14 protein-coding genes and 1 riboswitch are annotated in these 18,706 nt (G+C 45.5%); of the genes, 1 reads left to right on the top strand and 13 read right to left on the bottom strand.

Annotated features, from left to right (window positions below; all coding sequences use genetic code 11):
* Positions 1-57 precede the first annotated feature (57 nt).
* From LRR81_RS00340 to metK, 10 genes are all read right to left on the bottom strand, one after another.
* On the bottom strand, positions 58-1,467 hold the full coding sequence (locus tag LRR81_RS00340; RefSeq protein ID WP_231787312.1) for a dihydrolipoyl dehydrogenase family protein: 1,410 nt from the start codon (positions 1,465-1,467) through the stop codon (positions 58-60).
* Positions 1,454-2,065 carry a CDP-alcohol phosphatidyltransferase family protein gene (locus LRR81_RS00335; RefSeq protein WP_231787311.1) on the bottom strand — a complete coding sequence of 204 codons (612 nt, stop codon included), beginning with the start codon at positions 2,063-2,065 and terminating at the stop codon, positions 1,454-1,456. The genes LRR81_RS00340 and LRR81_RS00335 overlap by 14 nt, the downstream gene beginning before the upstream one ends.
* Positions 2,058-2,720: a TVP38/TMEM64 family protein gene (locus LRR81_RS00330; RefSeq protein WP_231787310.1), complete on the bottom strand. Its 663-nt coding sequence runs from the start codon at positions 2,718-2,720 to the stop codon at positions 2,058-2,060. Before LRR81_RS00330 ends, LRR81_RS00335 begins: the two co-directional genes overlap by 8 nt.
* Positions 2,717-3,658, bottom strand: a complete 942-nt coding sequence (locus LRR81_RS00325) for an ABC transporter ATP-binding protein (protein WP_231787309.1) — start codon at positions 3,656-3,658, stop codon at positions 2,717-2,719. Before LRR81_RS00325 ends, LRR81_RS00330 begins: the two co-directional genes overlap by 4 nt.
* Positions 3,659-3,663: 5 nt before the next feature.
* Positions 3,664-5,322 carry an ABC transporter permease gene (locus LRR81_RS00320; RefSeq protein WP_231787308.1) on the bottom strand — a complete coding sequence of 553 codons (1,659 nt, stop codon included), beginning with the start codon at positions 5,320-5,322 and terminating at the stop codon, positions 3,664-3,666.
* Complete coding sequence (locus tag LRR81_RS00315; protein WP_231787307.1) at positions 5,303-6,535, bottom strand: ABC transporter substrate-binding protein; 1,233 nt, start codon at positions 6,533-6,535, stop codon at positions 5,303-5,305. Before LRR81_RS00315 ends, LRR81_RS00320 begins: the two co-directional genes overlap by 20 nt.
* 77 nt (positions 6,536-6,612) lie before the next feature.
* Complete coding sequence (msrB, locus tag LRR81_RS00310) at positions 6,613-7,731, bottom strand: peptide-methionine (R)-S-oxide reductase MsrB (protein ID WP_231787306.1); 1,119 nt, start codon at positions 7,729-7,731, stop codon at positions 6,613-6,615.
* Entirely contained in the window at positions 7,728-8,777 is a 1,050-nt protein-coding gene (locus LRR81_RS00305) for a sensor histidine kinase (protein ID WP_231787305.1), read from the bottom strand. Before LRR81_RS00305 ends, msrB begins: the two co-directional genes overlap by 4 nt.
* Complete coding sequence (locus LRR81_RS00300; protein WP_231787304.1) at positions 8,774-9,469, bottom strand: response regulator transcription factor; 696 nt, start codon at positions 9,467-9,469, stop codon at positions 8,774-8,776. Before LRR81_RS00300 ends, LRR81_RS00305 begins: the two co-directional genes overlap by 4 nt.
* 265 nt (positions 9,470-9,734) lie before the next feature.
* Complete coding sequence (gene metK, locus LRR81_RS00295) at positions 9,735-10,931, bottom strand: methionine adenosyltransferase (RefSeq protein ID WP_231787303.1); 1,197 nt, start codon at positions 10,929-10,931, stop codon at positions 9,735-9,737.
* Between the two features lie 215 nt (positions 10,932-11,146).
* Positions 11,147-11,276: riboswitch (SAM riboswitch) on the bottom strand.
* A 270-nt stretch (positions 11,277-11,546) separates the two neighbouring features.
* Here metK and pckA point away from each other — a divergent pair.
* A complete protein-coding gene (pckA, locus tag LRR81_RS00290) occupies positions 11,547-13,136 on the top strand; it encodes a phosphoenolpyruvate carboxykinase (ATP) (protein WP_231787302.1) in 1,590 nt (529 codons plus the stop codon).
* Positions 13,137-13,611: 475 nt separating this feature from the next.
* On the opposite strand, the gene LRR81_RS00285 is transcribed toward pckA, so the two are convergent.
* From LRR81_RS00285 to LRR81_RS00275, 3 genes are all read right to left on the bottom strand, one after another.
* The gene (locus LRR81_RS00285) at positions 13,612-16,518 is read right to left on the bottom strand and encodes a heparinase II/III domain-containing protein (RefSeq protein ID WP_231787301.1); all 2,907 of its coding nucleotides are present in this window, start codon (positions 16,516-16,518) and stop codon (positions 13,612-13,614) included.
* A gap of 478 nt (positions 16,519-16,996) precedes the next feature.
* Positions 16,997-17,671, bottom strand: coding sequence for a DUF1796 family putative cysteine peptidase (locus LRR81_RS00280; protein WP_231787300.1), 675 nt, complete (start codon positions 17,669-17,671; stop codon positions 16,997-16,999).
* Positions 17,672-17,779: 108 nt separating this feature from the next.
* Positions 17,780-18,697 (bottom strand): NAD-dependent epimerase/dehydratase family protein, encoded by a 918-nt coding sequence (locus LRR81_RS00275; protein WP_231787299.1) that lies wholly within the window; start codon positions 18,695-18,697, stop codon positions 17,780-17,782.
* Positions 18,698-18,706: the final 9 nt, after the last annotated feature.

Raw genomic sequence — 18,706 nt, 5'->3', positions numbered from 1 at the left:
TCTTTTTAGAAAACGGCTGTCTTCGCTATTCGCTGAAGATGCAGCCGTTTTTTGCGTTTAGCGGATATATTTGATATAAGCGCCAGCCAGTTTTTTTACTGGGCCGGTAAATAATTTTTCGCGCCAGAAAAGATCAGCCGTTTGTCCGATGGCAGCAGGACGATTTGGATATGGATAAACCATATTTGAGAGGGTGCTGATTTTGCTGCCCATTGCCTGAACAGCCGGCTGCATCCAGTCTCCTGCCCCATTTCCGACAGCATGCGCTCCGATGATTCGGTTTTTGGAATCCGTAATAATCTTAATCAGTCCGTCTTCCCCGGCGGTAATAAACCGGTCTGTTTCGTTAAGCCGCTTTTTATAAACTTTGACTCCCTGCATCGTTTTAGCCGCTTCCCGTTCTGTCTTTCCTAAATGAAATACCTCTGGCATTGTGTATGTATTCCAAGGGATAGCGGTATAGTCCATCTTGCTCTTTAGTCCAAACAGGGCATTTTGGACAACCTTTTTTCCTTCCTGGCCGGCAGCATGTGTAAATTGGAATGTACCGATTACATCTCCGCAAGCGTAAATATGCTTTACATTCGTCTGAAGATGATCATTTACCTCAATATAGCCCATTTCATCTGATTTCACACCGCAGTTTTCGAGCTTAAGCGAAGAGGTATTCGGCTTCCTTCCTGCCGCTAGCAGCACACAGTCCGCTTCCAGCTCTTCTATTTCTGACTCCCGTTCAATTTCCAGAATTTTCTTGTTCCCGTTTTTCCTGACTTTTGCTATTTTGCTCCCTGTGAGGATTTTCATTTCTTTTTTCAGCACGTTCATTAAAAACGCCTGAATATCATGGTCTTCTTTTGAAAGCAGCTGCTCTCCATGCTGGATGATGGCAACTTCGCTTCCAAGCCTTGCAAATGCCTGGCCGAGCTCTGTGCCGATTGGTCCGCCGCCAATAACAGCCAATTTTTCCGGCAGCTCATTCAGATCAAATATGGTTTCATTCGTCTCAAAGCCTGCTTCCTTCAGCCCGGGGATTTCTTGTACACTTGGGCTTGACCCTGTTGCAATTACGATTTTTTTGCCATAAAGCACTTCACTGCCTGCTTGTATTTCATGAGGGGAAAGGAAATAAGCCTGCTCATGATAGAGATCTGCTCCAAGCTCTTTAAACCTTTCGTCAGAATCAGCTTTCTGAGCTGCTGCAATGGCTTTCTGCACATCTTTTTTTACCTCGTCAAACTCCAGTTTTAACGACAGCCCCTGCTTTTCCGCCAGCTTTTTAGCCTGGCAGTATTCATTTGCCTGATGAATCAATGCTTTAGAAGGAATGCAGCCTGTAAAAACGCATTCTCCGCCAAGAAGAGCATTTCGGTCAATCAGCGCGGTCCTTGCACCGAATGATGCTGCCCCTGCTGCTGCAGTGAGGCCGCCAGAACCCCCGCCGATCACGATGACATCATATTTTTTCATTGCTTTCTCTCCCCTTTTCCTTCAATAGCTTTGAGGCTTCGAAAAGCCGCTGGCCTGCCGTAAATAATTCAACCCCAAAGAACAGCAATGTTAAAAGAGTCAGTTGGCCAGTAAACAGGATCATCAGCGAAAAAAGAATAAACCCCTCTGTTCTTTCTGCGAGGCCGGCCTGGTAATAAAAGGTCTTGATTCCCTGCTTCTCGCTGACAGCGCCGACAGTCAGAAAAATGGTCATGGAAATAATAATAGAACAAGCAAGCAGCAGAAGGGCCCACTGGGCTTCAGGATGAGCAAAGGCAAGACCGATGATTACGCTGATTTCCACAATCCGGTCAAAGGTAATATCAAGCACTGTGCCGAATAGCGTTGGCTTTGTTTTGCGGGCCATCGTTCCGTCCACAGCATCGAGAAAGCCTGACAGCCATAGAGCGAGCAGTGCTGCAGCAGGCTGTTCCATAAAGGCAAACAGCCCTGAAGCAGCTCCAATAATAAATGCGGCCACTGTTACCTGGTTAGCTGTCAACCCATATCTCAGGAGCCCATCAGCTGTTCCTTCAATTGCCGGCTGTACATATTTACGGGCATGAGTATCAAGCATCTTTGTTCTTCCCTTCTGCTCTGCTGCTGTGCAGCCAGCCTTTTAATTTATTTTTAAACAGCAGCGGAATGCAGCTGACTAGAATAAAAGCAGAAATCGCAATCAATAAAACGCTGCTGCCTGCTGTTAAGCTGTATCCGAGAAAGTTATAAACAATTGTGCCGGGCAGGATCCCAATGGCTGTTGCAGCAAGGAAGGGCAGCAGCCTGACTGATGAAATCGCAGCAAGATAGCTGATCAGATCAAATGGAAAGAGCGGAATCACTCTTAGCAGAAGGATATAAAAAAATCCATTCTCTTCAAGCCTTTTATGGAGATCAGCATGTTTCTCTTTTGAGAGAAACCGCTCAGCCCCAAGCTTCTTTGCCGCTAAAAATGCGGCTGCTGCACTTAAAACAGCTCCTGCTATGGTATAAATCGTTCCAAACACAGGGCCAAAAGCAAGCCCTCCTGCCAGCGAAAGCAGAGATGCCGGAAAGAGTATGAAAGGCCGTACAGCATAAAGGACGATATAAACAATCGGTGCAAAAATGCCAATGGACAGAATACGGTTTTTTAATAACTGCGGATCAATTTTTAAAAACTGCTGATTGGCGAACAGGATAAGTGCCGCGATCAGGACAAGGAAAATTATTTTGCTGAATTTCCCCTTCATCCTCTTTTAACCGCACTTCCTCCATCATAAACAACAGAAACAGCATCACCAGGAGAGAAAACTTCCTTTGAAAAAATAGTAAGGGATTGCTTATTCTCCAGTTCGACAATGTAAAACGTCAATCCATATTTAAAAACCTGTCCTTTAATAATTCCCTTCCAGCCTTTTTCCTCTCTTGTGCCGGCTATTATTAACTGTTCAGCATGATAAAAGGTGTCATCTTCATATATTCCTTCACTGCAAAATGCGGCTGCGGCTGCATTTTCGGGACGGTAATATAAATCAGCAGGCTTCCCTTTTTGCAGAAACCGTGTTTCTGCAAACAATGCCACCTCGTCACCCATGACCATCGCTTCCTCGATATCATGTGTGACAAGCATAGCTGTAATTCCTTCCTCCTTCAGCAGCTCTTTTACCCAAATGCGGAGCTTGCCTCTGAGAATGGGATCGAGGCTTGCAAACGGCTCATCGAGAAGCAGCAGCTTCGGCCTGACAATAAGAGCTCTTGCCAGTGAGACCCGCTGCTGTTCTCCTCCTGACAGCTGATCTGGATAGAGATCCTTTAAATGCTCAATTTCCGTTTTGGCTAAAAATTGGTGCACTCTTTCCTGCCGTTCTTTTTTGTTCACTTTTGCAAGCTTCAGCCCGTATTCTGCATTTTCATAAACGGTCATATGCGGAAACAGAAGCGCATCCTGAAACATCATTGAAATGCCTCTTTTATGGCTTGGCACATGCTCTAAATGGCTCCCGCTGATGACAAGCTCTCCTTCATCAAGCCCTTCTATGCCGGCTATACAGCGCAGGAGAGTTGTTTTCCCCGTGCCGGACGGACCCACTAGTGACAGCATCCTTCCTTTTTCCATTGAAAAAGATAAATCTTTAAAAATGGTTCTGCTTCCGTATAACTTGGTCCCTTTAAATAATAAATAACTCATTTTTATCACCTGCGCTTGCGATAAGGTAAAAAAGCTGCTAGCAAACATTCAAAAATCCACCACAATAGGAGCGGCAAAATGGCAAAAACAATAGAGAAGCTTGCCAGCAAACGGTCATCAGCCTGCTGAAAGTATGGAAAATAGACCATTGCCAGCGTGACAACATTTCCTCCTCCTATTATGGCAGTCAGCAAATACTGACCAAGCGATATAACGCTGATTAAAAAAACAGCTCCGCGAAAGCTCGGAAGAAGAAGCGGCAAATACACTGTTTTAAAAGCCTGCCAATTTGAAGCGCCGAGAACTTTCGCCTGGCTTTCAAGCTGCTTCCCTGTTTGAACGAATCCTGTCAAAAAAATTTTAACGGTATAAGGCAATGTAGGAAGGAGCTGAATAATGATGACTCCGTAAAAATTGTTTGCCAGTCCAGTTTTAATAAATAAAATCTGCAGCCCCATTGCAAGCATAATGGCGGGCAGCAGGAGCGGAGACAGCAGGATGGCTTCAAATACGGCTTTATGCTTATATGTTTCCTGAGCCAAATACTTTGCAGCAGGAATCCCAATAAGCAGATTGATGGCAATCACTGCCGCCGCAATACCCGCTGAAGAAAGAATCGCCTTTACTATAAGCGGATCTCCGAACAGGAGACTAAAGCCATGTAAATCAAGATCCCCAGTAATAAAGCTTTCCCATTTCAAAGGAAGAACACTGTATAGCAGAAGGTAAACAGCCGGCAGCAAAGATCCGGCAAGCACCAGCCCGAAAACGAGCTTTGATCCCTTCCTGAAATAACTTTCCCCTCCGCTTGCGAGCCCTTTTAGAAAAGGGCGTTTTTTCGCGGTCCGGTAAAACAGAAAAACAAGCAGCAGCAGCAGAATGGAAAGGCTGATCAGTGCTGCATAAGCTTCTGGACGCTTTGCCCAATCACCGTCATTGAACCATTCGTAGGCGAGCACCGAAATAAATTTCGGGTAAGGGGCGCCAAGAAGAGCTGGAACCTCGTACGCTGTTAGAATAAAGGCAAAAAGAATAAAAAAGGTTTCCGCAAGAACTGGATATACGGCAGGCCACTCGACCGATTTAAAGGCATCATAACGGCTCCCGCCCATTACGGTAACAAGCTCCCTTTGCCTTGAGCCGAGCGACAAATAGACCGGCAAAAGCATTAGAATAACAAATGGGATTTCCTTTGACACATAGGTCAGAAAAATCCCTATGCCATATTCGTCTCTAATCAGGGCCGGAAATTCTTCCCGGCTTGAAATCAGGCCAAGCTGATGAAGCAGGCTTGAAAAGAAACCGCTCTCTCCAAAAAGCAGCAGCAGCATATACCCCCATACAAAATGCGGAAACACAAGCGGCAGCCAAATAAACAGCCTCCGCTCAGGCTTTTTTAAAAATGGGAAGATGGCTCTTGTGATCACAAGCCCTCCTAATATGGCCGCCAAGGAGGAGAAGAAAGCCATCCTGAAGCTGAAGAACAGGCTTGCCCAATAAGCTTTTTCAGCGGCTATTTTTTGATAAGCAGACATTCCGTAGCTGCCGTCAGAATACAGGCTTTCTCTGAAAGAGCTGAACAGCCCTGCTCCGGCAAAGATCAGCGTCAGCAATGCTGCCGGCAGCAGGAGAAGCAGCGGACGGTTACTTTTGAACAACTTCATCCTGCCAGTTCTCCTTCAGCCAGTTCACATACCTTGCATCAACTTCAGGCACAAAAGCCTTTTTCAGCGTTTCAGCAGGCAAAACAGAAGGTCCTTTGCGATAAGAATCTGCTTTTTTCTGCAGCTTTTCCGGTAGCTTTGCATAATCAAGCGCCATGTTTTCTCCCCAATAAGCAGGCGAAAGCTTCTCAACCTGTGCTTCAGGAGACTCGAGAAAATTGATGGCCGTCAAAGCAGCTTCTTTTTTCGCACTGTTATAAGGGACAGCGAGAAAATGCTTGTTGCCGATTGAGCCGGCGTCCAGTACAAATGATTTGGTTGATGCCGGGAAAATATTTTTTTCTATCATGCTTTCAGCTCTTGTGTCGTTATACCCCATCGTCATCCATACTTCGCCGTTTTGGTAGAGTCTGTCAAGCTCGGCAAGGCTGTTTGGATAAAGTTTGCCTTTCTTCCAAAGATAAGGTTCTATCTCATTTAAACCGCTCCAAAGCTTTTGGCTGTTTTTTTCTGCAAAAGGCTCATCATAGCCTTTTTTCAGGATGCTGTCAGCACCGCCGGCAGAATCATAGAAAAGCATTCTTAGAAAAGCATTCCCGGTAAAGTCCTTTGGATCTGGATAAGCAAACTTCCCTGGATTCGCTTTGATCCACTCTTTCAGCTCTTCAACGGTTTTAGGGGGATTTTTCACTTTCGAAGAATCGTAGTTAAAAACAAACTGAACTTTCCCCCATGGTGCTTCATAGCCGTTTGTCTTTGTTCCGAAGTCATACTGATTTTCAGAAGAGCTTCCGTCATAATAGGATTTATAGTTCGGCAGCATTGTTGTGATCGGTCCGAACAGAAGCTTTTCATTTTGAGCATTTTTAAAGTTTTCGCCATTCAGCCAAACAATGTCAACGGTTCCTTTTTCCTGTCCTGCCCGCTTTTCATTCATCAGCTTTTGCAGGATTTCAGGCGTGTCCATCGGCACTCTTTCAAGAGTAACATTCTTCTCTTTTTTCAAGGCAGGCTTTACCCATTTATCTATATACTGATTAACGCCGGGGTCACCGCCCCACATAAAGAGGCGGACCGTTTTTCCTGCCGCATTTTTTTCAATGGCGCTCCAATTCTCCTGCTTCAGCCTGCTGCTTTCCTCTGCAGTGTTTTTTTCGTTGCCGCAGCCAGCCAAAAGTACCGCTGCAAGTAAAAATAAAATGAGTTTTTTCATACATGTCCCCCTGCTGCTTCTTAACTAACATTCTTTTTTTCCCTGTATTCAATTAATTTGAAACAGAACGGGCACATTCATTGGAAGAGTTTTGTATATTCCCCGTATCCTTCACTATCTAAATCCTTGGCCGGGATAAATTTAAGTGCGGCAGAGTTCATGCAATACCGCTTGCCGGTAGGCTTCGGTCCGTCATTGAAAACATGCCCGAGGTGGGAATCAGCCAATTTGCTTCTGACTTCTGTCCGCGATCCGAACAGCCCGCGGTCTTCTTTTTCTTTAATGTTTTCAGCAGCAAGGGGCTTTGTAAAGCTAGGCCAGCCTGTGCCTGAATCGAACTTATCTTTTGAGCTGAAAAGAGGCTCGCCTGATACGATATCCACATAGATGCCGTCTGCATACTCCTCTGCATATTCATTCTTGTATGGCCGCTCTGTGCCATTTTCCTGTGTTACTTTGTACTGCTCAGGCGATAGTATTTTTTTTAGCTCAGCTTTTGAAGGCTTCATAAATACAGTCTTCTGCTTAGGATGAAAAACCCGGTCCTTTCCCCATGCTTTTTCAAGAAAAGCATCCCTGCCGGAATTTTTTCTATAAAACTCATATTGCAGCTTGCTTTTCTTGTAATAATCCTGATGATAGTCTTCTGCTTTATAAAAAGGCATAGCCTCGCGGATCTCTGTCACGATCGGCTTTTGAAAACGATGTGACTTTTCCAGTTTTTCCTTTGATGCCGCCGCTTTCTTCTTCTCGCTTTCATCACCGTAAAAAATCGCTGACTCATACTGGCTTCCCCTGTCCACAAACTGTCCATCAGGATCAGTCGGATCAACCTGGCGCCAGAAAACCTCAAGCAGATCGTCATAGCTGACTTTCCTCGGATCATAGATCACTTGCACTGCCTCAACATGGCCAGTTGTTCCTGCTGACACTTCCTCATAGGAAGGGTTTTTCTTTTTCCCGCCTGTATAGCCGGAAATCACTTCTTCTACTCCATCCAGTTTTTCAAATGGAGGCTCCATGCACCAGAAACAGCCGCCAGCAAAAATAGCTGATGCCTTCGCAGCAGTGCGCTCCACTTTTGGTGTTTCCTCTGTCGCATAGGATCGTTTCGTAAAATACTGAGGCAGCTGCGGAACCCAAACGGCAAGAAAAATGATAACCGCAGCAGCTAATAAACCAATCAGCCATTTCATATGCTCTCTTCCTTTCTATTAAATGGGATTGTAAACCAAAATTCGCTTCCTTCACCCGGGGCACTGATCACCCCAATCTCACCGCCGTGGCGCTCCACCATTTCCCTGCAGATCGCAAGACCGAGGCCTGTGCCGCCATGCTCTTTGTTCCTGGATTTCTCCAGCCTGTAAAACCGGTCAAATATGCGGCCTTGTTCCTCTATTGCGATGCCTGGACCTTCATCGGAAACGGAAAAAAGCAGGCCGCTCTCTCTTTTTTCAACCGTAAGCCCCAAACTGGAGTTTCTCGGAGAATAGGTTATGGCATTCTGAATTAAATTGGTCAGCACGCGGATGATCGCCTCCGGCACAGCATAGACAGCCGGTAAATTCTCTTCAATCCCCACCTCAACTTTCAGTCCGTTTTCCTTTAATTTCAATTCAAACTGCTGAAGACTTTTTATAAGAAGATCATCTGCATAGGAGGCTGACGGCTCAAAAGGCATGCTTTCTTTATCCAGAGCAGACAGCTCAAAAAGTTCTTCAATCAGCTTGCTTAATCTCAACGTTTCTCTTTTAATGACGCCAAGATACTCTATCCTGTCCCTCTCATCTTGTACCACTCCATCTTCAAGCGCCTCTGCAAAAGATAAAATGGAAGCAACAGGCGTGCGCAAATCGTGAGAAATATTCGCAATCAGCTCGGTTTTATAGCGTTCAGACTGCTTCAGCTGCTGAAATAATGTGTTCAGCCTTTCCGCCATATCATTAAACTGAAGTGCGAGCTCCCTGATTTCCTTAGGACCAGAGAGAGAGGTCCTCGCTTCAAATTGGCCTTCTCCAATCATTTTTGAGTCACTGATCATCTGCTTAACCGCTTTCAGCAAAGGCGAGGTAATGCCGAGGTGTATCAAAAAGGACACAGCACCCGCTAAAAGGGTAATCCCAATCAGCGACAGGCTTGTTCTAGGGGGAATGGACATTTGAACATAGCTTATAATAAGAAAAATAAGGATGACCGATAAGGAAAGCAGGTTGGAAAGGATCAGCAATGACCTGAGCTTCATTGTGCTTCTCCCTCAAATTTGTACCCTATTCCCCAAACTGTCTTAATCCGCTCAGGACTCGACGGGTCCTTCTCCAGTTTTTCCCTCAGCCTCCTGATATGCACATTCACCGTATTGCCGTCTCCTTCAAAGTCATAGCCCCAAATCTGCTCAAGCAGCTGAGAGCGGGAAAAAACCTGTGAAGGATGGCTGACAAGCTTCCAAAGCAAATCGAACTCTTTTGCCGTTAGTTCAACCGGTTTTCCTGAAAGAAGCATTTCCCTTTTAACGCTGCTGATCTCCCATTCGCCAAATGAAACAGTCTCCTGCTCTGTGCGTGCCGTCCGGCTTACCCGGCGAAGGATATTCTTAATCCGAAGCACCAATTCACGCGGACTGAAAGGCTTTGTCAAATAATCATCAGCACCAAGGGTCAGACCATAAAGGCGATCCTTTTCCTGTCCGAGCGCCGTCAGCATGATCATCGGCACATCCTCATCAACTGAGCGAATCTCCTCCGCGGTCTCCCAGCCATCTTTTATCGGCATCATTAAATCCAGTACAATTAAAGAAGGCTTCTCCCTCCTCCATATCTCTATCGCCTCTTCCCCGTTATGCGCCGTCAGCACCGTATACCCTTCCTTTTGACAATACCTGCTGCATACATCCAGAATCGGCTCTTCATCATCCACCAGCAATATTTTCTCTGCCATTATTGTGCCTGCTCCTTTATCCTTGCTTTTTCCTCTACTATAGTATGTTTTGATAAGAATACGAAAAAAATAATGCTTTGGCTCACCTGACGGTAAGAGCAGTCTATCGAAAAAAAGTTACTGATCAGTGAAGAAAAGATTAAAAAAGTATGAACTGTTGACTAAATTAATGGAGCCGTGCCAATATTTGATCTTGTCCCAATAATAAACGAAAAAAAAGCACGCAAAAAAGCCTGGAGAAATCTCCAGGCTTTTATCATTCTAATTATTTAATTGCTGCAAGCAATGCTTCTGATTTGTCTGTTTGCTCCCAAGGAAGGTCAAGATCATTACGGCCGAAGTGTCCGTAAGCAGCTGTCTGCTTGTAGATCGGACGGCGAAGATCAAGCATTTTAATGATGCCTGCCGGGCGCAGATCAAAAGTTTGACGGATTGCTTCAACCAATTGTTCTTCAGAGGCTTTTGATGATCCGAATGTGTCAACAGAAATGGAAACAGGCTGTGCTACGCCGATTGCGTAGGCAAGCTGCACTTCACATTTGTCTGCAAGACCAGCTGCCACAATGTTCTTCGCTACATAGCGTGCTGCATAAGCTGCAGAGCGGTCAACCTTAGTCGCGTCTTTGCCGGAGAAAGCTCCCCCGCCATGGCGAGCATAGCCGCCGTATGTGTCAACGATGATTTTACGGCCTGTCAGACCTGCGTCACCTTGAGGTCCTCCGATAACGAAGCGGCCTGTCGGGTTAATGAAATATTTTGTATTTTCGTCAATAAGCTCAGCAGGAACAACCGGCTTAATGACATGCTCCTTCAGGTTTCGCTGAATCTGCTCAAGGCTGATTTCAGGATGATGCTGGGTAGAAATGACGATCGTATCAATCCGGACCGGTTTGTCGTTTTCATCATATTCAACTGTAACCTGTGTTTTACCATCAGGACGCAGGTATGGAAGAATTTCCTCCTTGCGCACTTCTGCCAGACGGCGGGACAGCTTATGAGCAAGTGAAATCGGAAGCGGCATCAGTTCTTTTGTTTCATTGCAGGCAAACCCGAACATCAAGCCCTGGTCACCTGCGCCGATTGCTTCAATTTCAGCGTCAGACATTTGTCCTTCGCGTGCTTCAAGCGCACGGTCAACTCCCATAGCAATGTCAGCTGACTGTTCATCAATCGATGTTAATACAGCACATGTTTCAGCATCAAAGCCGTATTTTGCGCGTGTATATCCGATACCCTTGATTGTTTCGCGGACAATTTTTGGAATGTCTACATAAGTGCTTGTTGTAATTTCACCTGCAACTAGCACAAGTCCTGTTGTTACTGAAGTTTCGCATGCTACGCGTGCATTCGGGTCTTTTGAGATAATCGCATCCAAAATGGAATCGGAAATCTGATCGCAGATTTTATCCGGATGCCCCTCTGTTACAGACTCTGATGTAAATAAACGGCGGTTTCTTGTCATTCTGTTTCCTCCTCTGACACATTAATAATTTATGCAGCTTTAAACCCTTTGCTGCGGCCGACGGAACTCATTCCCTTTTATCATTACCTTTTTAACGATCTATGAATACTTTCTATGTAAGATCGTCAGGTTATTATATGGAAGCGATTTGAAAAAGAGAGTATCAAAAAAGTCCCTTCCTCTAAGAGGAAAGGGACTTTGCAATCTGCCTTTCGCTCTTATCGTTCAAGGCCTTCCGCCTTGCCTCAGATTAGCACCTTTGCCTGAAAAAAGCCTTTAGCCTTTTTCTATAACCAGGTTGCTGGGTTTCATAGGGCCTGTCCCTCCACCAGCTCGGGATAAGAGAATCCGTTCAAAGTCATATATTACCCCACACCTTCTCAGCTTGTCAACAATAATCGGCAAGACATTACAGGAAAAACTTTTCTGAGAACCAGGGGCAGCTGTCTTAGGCGGCTGCTGTTGCAAACCAGCAACTTTTGCGTAAAATGCATTAATTAGTATAGATTAATAAATTAAATGTGTTATACTTTTTATGTGCGATTAGCCAATGAGGTGAATCATTGGGACAATATGGAAAATGAGCTGTTACTACGATGCAAAGGAAGGTATGGGATGAATACACTTACAAATACAAATGAGCTTTCGCAATTATTAACAGGGGTAAATGTTTTCCAAAACTTATCTGTGCCGCAGCTCGTTGAAAAAGTATTATCAAGAGATGAAGCCGTTTTAACGTCCACAGGAGCAATCCGCGCTACAACTGGCGCTTATACCGGGAGATCCCCGCGGGATAAATTCATAGTCAGGGAAGCAAGCGTCGAAGAAAAAATTGACTGGGGAGCAGTTAACCAGCCGATCTCAAGCGAGGCGTTTGATCAGCTTTATCACAAGGTAATCAGCTATTTAAAAGAGAAGAACGAGCTGTTTGTTTTTAAGGGCTTTGCAGGTGCTGATGAAAGATACCGTTTGCCTATCCAGGTAGTGAATGAGTTTGCTTGGCATAACCTGTTTGCCCACCAGCTTTTTATCCGTCCGCAGGGTGATGACCTAAACCATCATGAAAACCCTTTCACTGTCATTTCTGCTCCAAACTTTAAAGCAGATCCTGCAGTGGACGGCACAAACTCAGAGACATTCATTATTATTTCGTTCGAAAAGCGCACCATTTTAATCGGCGGCACAGAATATGCCGGAGAAATGAAAAAATCTATTTTCTCTATTATGAATTTTCTTCTCCCAGAACAGGGTATCATGCCGATGCACTGTTCTGCAAATGTAGGCCAGGAAGGCGATGTAGCTCTTTTCTTCGGCTTATCTGGCACAGGAAAAACAACTTTGAGCGCTGACGCCAGCCGAAAGCTGATTGGCGATGACGAGCACGGCTGGTCAAACAGGGGCGTTTTTAATATTGAAGGCGGCTGCTATGCAAAATGCATTAACCTGTCCGCTGAAAAAGAACCCCAAATCCATAATGCGATCCGCTTCGGATCTGTGCTTGAAAATGTTGTGGTGAATGAAGATACAAGAGCCGCTGACTATGACCATGTTTTCTACACAGAAAATACGCGTGCGGCCTATCCGCTTGAAGCAATAGACAACATACTGACACCTAGTGTCGCAGGCCATCCTTCAGCGATCATCTTCCTGACGGCCGACGCATTCGGCGTATTGCCTCCAATCAGCAAGCTGACGAAAGAACAGGCAATGTATCACTTCTTAAGCGGCTACACAAGCAAGCTCGCCGGCACTGAAAGAGGCGTTACATCTCCGCAGGCTACTTTCTCAACGTGCTTTGGATCTCCGTTCCTGCCGCTTAAAGCGAACGTATACGCAGAGATGCTCGGGAAGAAAATTGCTGAGCATGAAGTTGATGTGTACCTCGTTAACACGGGATGGACAGGCGGAGAATACGGGACAGGAAGCAGAATGAAGCTTGAATACACAAGAGCTATGGTACAGGCAGCACTTGAAGGAGATCTTCAGCATACAGAAATGGTGAAGGATGAAATATTCGGACTGCAGATTCCGCTTCACGTACCAGGTGTTCCGGACAGTGTCCTGATTCCATCATCAACTTGGGAAAATCAAGAAGCCTACAAGCAGAAGGCTTCAGAGCTCGCTGCAAAATTCCACGAAAACTTTAAGAAGTTTTCAAGTGTTCCTAATGAAATTGAAGAGCTTGGCGGACCTGTTTTCCGCTAATAAGAAAAGCGCAAGCCGCTTGTTCAGCCCCGACAAGCGCTGGAGGAAAATCCCGAAAAGTCCGGTCTTAGACTTTTCGGGATTTTTCGAAGCGACTCGAGGGGCTAGCGGCTGGAGCTGGACAATGTAGAAAAGCGCAAGCCGCTCGTTAAGCCCCGACAAGCGCTGGAGGAAAATCCCGAAAAGTCCGGTCTTAGACTTTTTGGGATTTTCCGAAGCGACTCGAGGGGCTAGCGGCTGGAGCTGGACAATGCAGAAAAGCGCAAGCCGCTCGTTCAGCCCCGACAGCTACTTGTGCAAAAATCCAAAAAGTCCGGTTTTGACTTTTTGGATTTTTGTGAAGTGACTAAAGAATCGGGCTAGCGGCTGGAGCTGGACAAATCAATTTCTGATCATCTGCTATCTAATTGCATCTTTACAATCTGATCGTCTGCAAAAGGGATGCCCCTCATTAACCGGGCATCCCTCTTTTTATTTATTTTACTTCAGCAAGCAAAAATCCGTCCTGCTTTTGGAACGAAGCAGGCTTGCCGTTAACGAGCAATGCGCCTGCATCAGGTGCATAAACAGAAAACGCCAGATGAGAAAATCGCTCGATATCCCTGACTTGTACACTTACTGTTTTTCCTGTAAAAGATGAAACGATATTTTGTTCAATAGGATAAGAGGTGTTTTGCAAGGTTTCCCCTTTGAATGCAGCTATTTTTCCCGCTTGAAGGTTTTGATAGTTTTGGTACAAGTGCTGCACCCCTTTTGAAGTGAACACTTTAATGCCGTATTCCCCTTCTCTTTCACCTGTCACTTTTTGTTCGCCAGCTGATGTGAAAGGCTGAAGGATGGTTACAAACTGTGTTTGTTTTCCTTGCTTTCTCTGCATCAGCATCGTTGTCTGCTTATCAGGTTCATTAGAAGGACCAGGAGCGGAAGCTGTCATCACAGTGCTTTCGCCAAACGGAATAGAATAAACACGAAGCCCGTTCTCGCCAAGCTTCCACATCCCTTCCCATCCGCCTGCAGGAGAAGCGGCCATGATGGATTTCAGCTGATCATATCCTGTCCCTCCGGACAAGGCCTGCGACGCAGCAAAAGGAAGAGTTGACGAATAGTCTCCAAGTCCATGCAAAGTCCAGTCATACTGATGGGTTTCTGACGGATCGTTGAGATAGAACCAATCGAGCGTATACTCATCATCCATCCAAATTCCGCGTTCATATGTGATATGATCATAGGCGCTGTTCGCCTGTGCATACAAATGCTTAAAATAGGGCTGAGAAGAAAACAAGAGCATTTTTCCTGCTGCTTCATTCTGTGATTTCCCGTCTACTGTCACGGTATTATGGCTGATCGTCTGTTTATACCAGCCCCTGTAAAGAGGATGGCTGTATTGCGGTGTGCCAAAATCAGGTGCAAGCAGACTGCCAGCACCATAAAAGTCGATTTCAAGCTTGTCATAATGGCCATGGGCTCCGCCATGCCCTCCATAATCCAGCAATAAATAATTTTGATCCTCTGTATTATCCGGATTTCTCAAAATAGCCTGGCCGATGCTCGAAAGGTTGTAGCTCTTCATCGCTTCCCTTTCGCCGTCTTCAATTTGATCTGCTCCAAAAAAGAGCGCAAAATCTCCATTGCGGCTGAGATTTTTATACTTCTCATTCAAGAGCCAGCCGTAATTTTGGTCCTTATAGTAAGCGTAGGCTGCTTCATAATCGTTATATCCTCTTGAAGAAGTAAAGCTGATCATGGATGTGCCGTATTTTCCGCCATCATTATTGGATGGGGTAATAAAATTGGGATAACTGTAGAGCAATGGCACATCAAACATCATTTTAAGCCTTGGGCTGCTGTACAAGTCATAGCCCCAATGAGAAGCTGTCTGCGCCAAAATAGTAAGCGGTGCAAGCGCGTATGTGTGGTAAGCCATCGATCCTTCCCACCAAAAACCATCATTCAGCACACCGTTCTTCATTAAGTAGGTAAAGCCAAGCGGGCCGCTGACGGCTTCATCTATTAACCGTTTATCCTGGAGAGCTGCTCCAATTACACCGATAGCAGCATCATGCCAAGCCTGCCAGTTTGAACGGCCCATCGGATAATTGCGGATGCTGTCCGCCATTGGCCGGAGCAGGTTGTTTTCAATTTTTTGCTTATCATCTGCTGTCAAAAGACCGCTTGAATAAATTAAATCATAGGAAGCCGCAAGATCAGTGCCGCTCACTGCTTCATCAAGCGACTGATAATACAATTTCCCGCCCTTTTCCTGAACAGGAAAGGAAGGATAAACTTTTGCAAACTGAAAAAGAATGCCTTTGACTGCCTCTGCGTATCGCTTATCATCGTAAAGGGCATAAGCAGCAGCCAAAAGACGGGTATTTTGTATTAACTCATTGTCCCGGAATGTCCGCCAGGCTGCATCGTATTTTTCACCTGTATAATATTGCTTATCAGCAGGGCAATAATGCTTGCCGTTCTGGTATTGCAGCTGTGCCCCGCTTTTGCAGACATACCAAGAAGCATGTCCAGCCGGTTTATCCGGAACACTCAAATCTCCTCTTAAGAGTCCGTCAGCTGCTTTAATCAATCTGTTTCCATAAGCCTTTGCCCAGGAAACATTCTGTACTCTTTGCTTCGCCCTGTCCAATTCGCCTTTTCCGACGAAGGCATTCGGCCTTGCCTGAATAACCGGGCCCTCCTGCAGCACAGGGTCTGATTGTAAAATATTATTATTTGCCGGCATAGCTCCTCCTCCTGAAAAATCTATTGCAGCTGCTGGGCCGCTTGAAGGGTTTGGCTGTTTGTCATTTAGAGGTTCATTTTGTGCTGGAATAGATGCTGGTTCGTTTTTGGCAGGAGCAGCGGGTGGGCTGGATGCCGGTAATGCATCCTTTTTGACTTGTGAAGCGGGCAGGATGGGTGCAGATTTCGGCACATCCTGTTTGGCTGGGGCAGCGGAAAGACCTGGTGCGGATTTTTGGGTGATATCAATCTGAAGCTTTTTTGGATCAGAGGAAGTTTTCAATCCCATTAATCCTGTCAGGCTCTCAAGCGGAATCATATCTGTGCCTTTCATCAGCTGCAGCTTTTCCCGCATGCGCGAAGCCCTTTTCTTAACAATAACGCGGTCAGAATTTCTATAAAGAATATAAACACGGCCGTTCCCTGTCATTGTATATCTTTTTAGTCTGCTGTCAAACGCGACAGAAAGATTCAAAGATTTACCGATCTCGGCGAGAGGAAGCAAAACGGTCTTCCCTTGCTCAACAGGAACCAGATCCTGTACTTTTCCATCAACTGTTACCTGGTAATTCCCTTTCGCTTCAGCAGGCAGCACAGCAAAGAGCAGCACTGCTGTTAAAACAAAAAGGAAGGTATATTTACTCATTACGCAACCTCCTGCTAAATAGTGATCCTTTTACACTATTACTTATCGGCTACTATTTGGATATTTATTGTTTTTTTATGATAAAAATAAAAAAAGCGCTTGATAGCGCTTTTTTAAGCGAGAGGGTTTTGGGTTTATTGTGAGCAGCTTCACATTGTCTCTGTCCCCCTCTTATCATTTGGGGTCTGTCCCCTGTTCCGCCGCAGTAGTAAAGGACAGAGGGCTAGCCCTTCTTTCCATTGGTACTGCTGCATCTTCGTTTCCTGGGGACAGGTCTTTAGTCTACTACCATACTGAAGGTCAGGTGATTAGTTCCTTGTACCTGTCCCTTGTTCCGTTAAAGGATTAAAGGACAGAGACTCCGGCTTGCCATCCCTTATTACCCAGCGTTTTGCCAGATTGGGGACACACCTTTAGTCTATTAATGTATTGAGGGACAGCTCTCTAATTTTTTTGGGGACAGAGACCCCAAAAACCATCACTCCTGATTAGGCCCAAGCAAACTCTCGCCCTCATCAGGGCCGGCGCTTGTCAAGGACACGCCTTCAAACACTTTTCTCCAGAGGTGGTCATTGCCATTCCATTTTTCAAAATTCGGCATTTCTACAACGGTAACGTTTGCAATTGGCCAGTGCCTTTCTGTCAGGTCAGGCACGTCTGTATGGTTAACAATGAGCACTTCAAAGTCGTTTTTCACAAGTCCTCTCAGCACTCTAACGAGCTCCGCTGTATCTTCAAAGGTGGCTTCCGTTCTGATGAACATCGTTCTTTGTCCGCTTTCCATTTTTTCAAGGGAGCGGCGGATGCGGCGTCCGTACTTTTCCATTACTTTGTGATAGCCGGCAAGTGATTGAAGGGAGTTTCCTTCGTGAACATGAAAATCGTGATTGGATACTAGATGGTAACCGTCATCTGACACACAGATAATATTTTCGGAAGCATAGCCGATAATCCGCAGACTTGCTTCGTCAAAAAATCCAACAAACCGGTTTTCCAGCAGCCGGTTTACTTGGTTCATAAATGGTGATGCCATCCAGTCCAGTACGCCTGAGAAATTTCTGAGATTGTTTTTTTGCAGCTGCATGGATGTCAGGCAAAGATCTCCCAGGCTGAAAATGGCATCATAGTTTCCTTTTAAATTTTCCAACCCCATTTTTACAGCTCCTTGCTTCATAAGTTTTTTGAAAAAATTTATATGATTAGTAGATGCGCTGGTTCAAGCTTTCGTCAGTGCGTTTGTACAGGCTTTTAAAAAGTGGCTTTAATCTATGCGGCATTCATATTGATAGGTTTCATGTATGCCGGCTGCTACCGTGGATTCAGGTGTCCATTTCAGATGCTGCCTTGCCTCTTCATTTGATAAACAGCTGTGCTTGATATCTCCAAGGCGTGCATCTGTATGGATGATGGAGAGCGGTGTGCGGTGAACTTCTTCCATCAGCTTCAGCAGCTGATTGATGGAGGTTCTTTTTCCTGTGCTGACGTGGTAGGTGCCTTGCTGTTTATTTTCAAATGCTGCTATATTGGCCTTTGCTACGTCTTTTACATAGATAAAATCTCTCGATTGTTCCCCGTCTCCATGAACCCTTAGGGGAAGCCCTTTCTGGATGTTTTCGAGAAATACAGCAACAACGCCGCCCTCCCCTTTTGGCTTTTGCCGTGGGCCGTATACATTTCCATATCGAAGAATCGTGCACGGGAGGCCGTGCAGACCGGAAAATAAGCGGATGTATCTTTCAGCTGTTAATTTGGATAATCCGTAATAGGAAATCGGATCAGCCGGGTCTGTTTCCTTTATCAGCTCTTTTTGAAAGCTTCCGTAAACAGCTGATGTAGAGGCAAAGATAAACTGCTTCACCTTTGCTTCAAGACAGGCTTCTAAAATGTTTAGCGTGCCGGTCACATTTACGTCTGCATCATAGGAGGGCGATTGAATGGATTTCGTGACATCTGCCTGTGCTGCCAGGTGAAAAACAGCTTCAGGCCGGATAGCTTGAATGATTTCTTTTGCTTCTTTGCTGCAGATGTCCGCTTCATGCAATACCGCGAGCGAGGGGATGTTTTCTTTTCTTCCTGATACCATGCTGTCGAGCACATGCACATCATAATTTTTATGAAGCAGTTCTTCTGTAAGATGGGAGCCGATAAAACCGGCTCCCCCTGTCACTAATACTCTCATTTCTTTACT

The sequence above is a fragment of the Metabacillus kandeliae genome, from assembly GCF_021166585.1.
Classification (GTDB): Bacteria; Bacillota; Bacilli; order Bacillales; family Bacillaceae; genus Metabacillus_B; species Metabacillus_B kandeliae.
The sequence above is the reverse complement of the archived record's forward strand: the minus strand, read 5'-3'. Positions and strand labels throughout refer to the sequence as shown.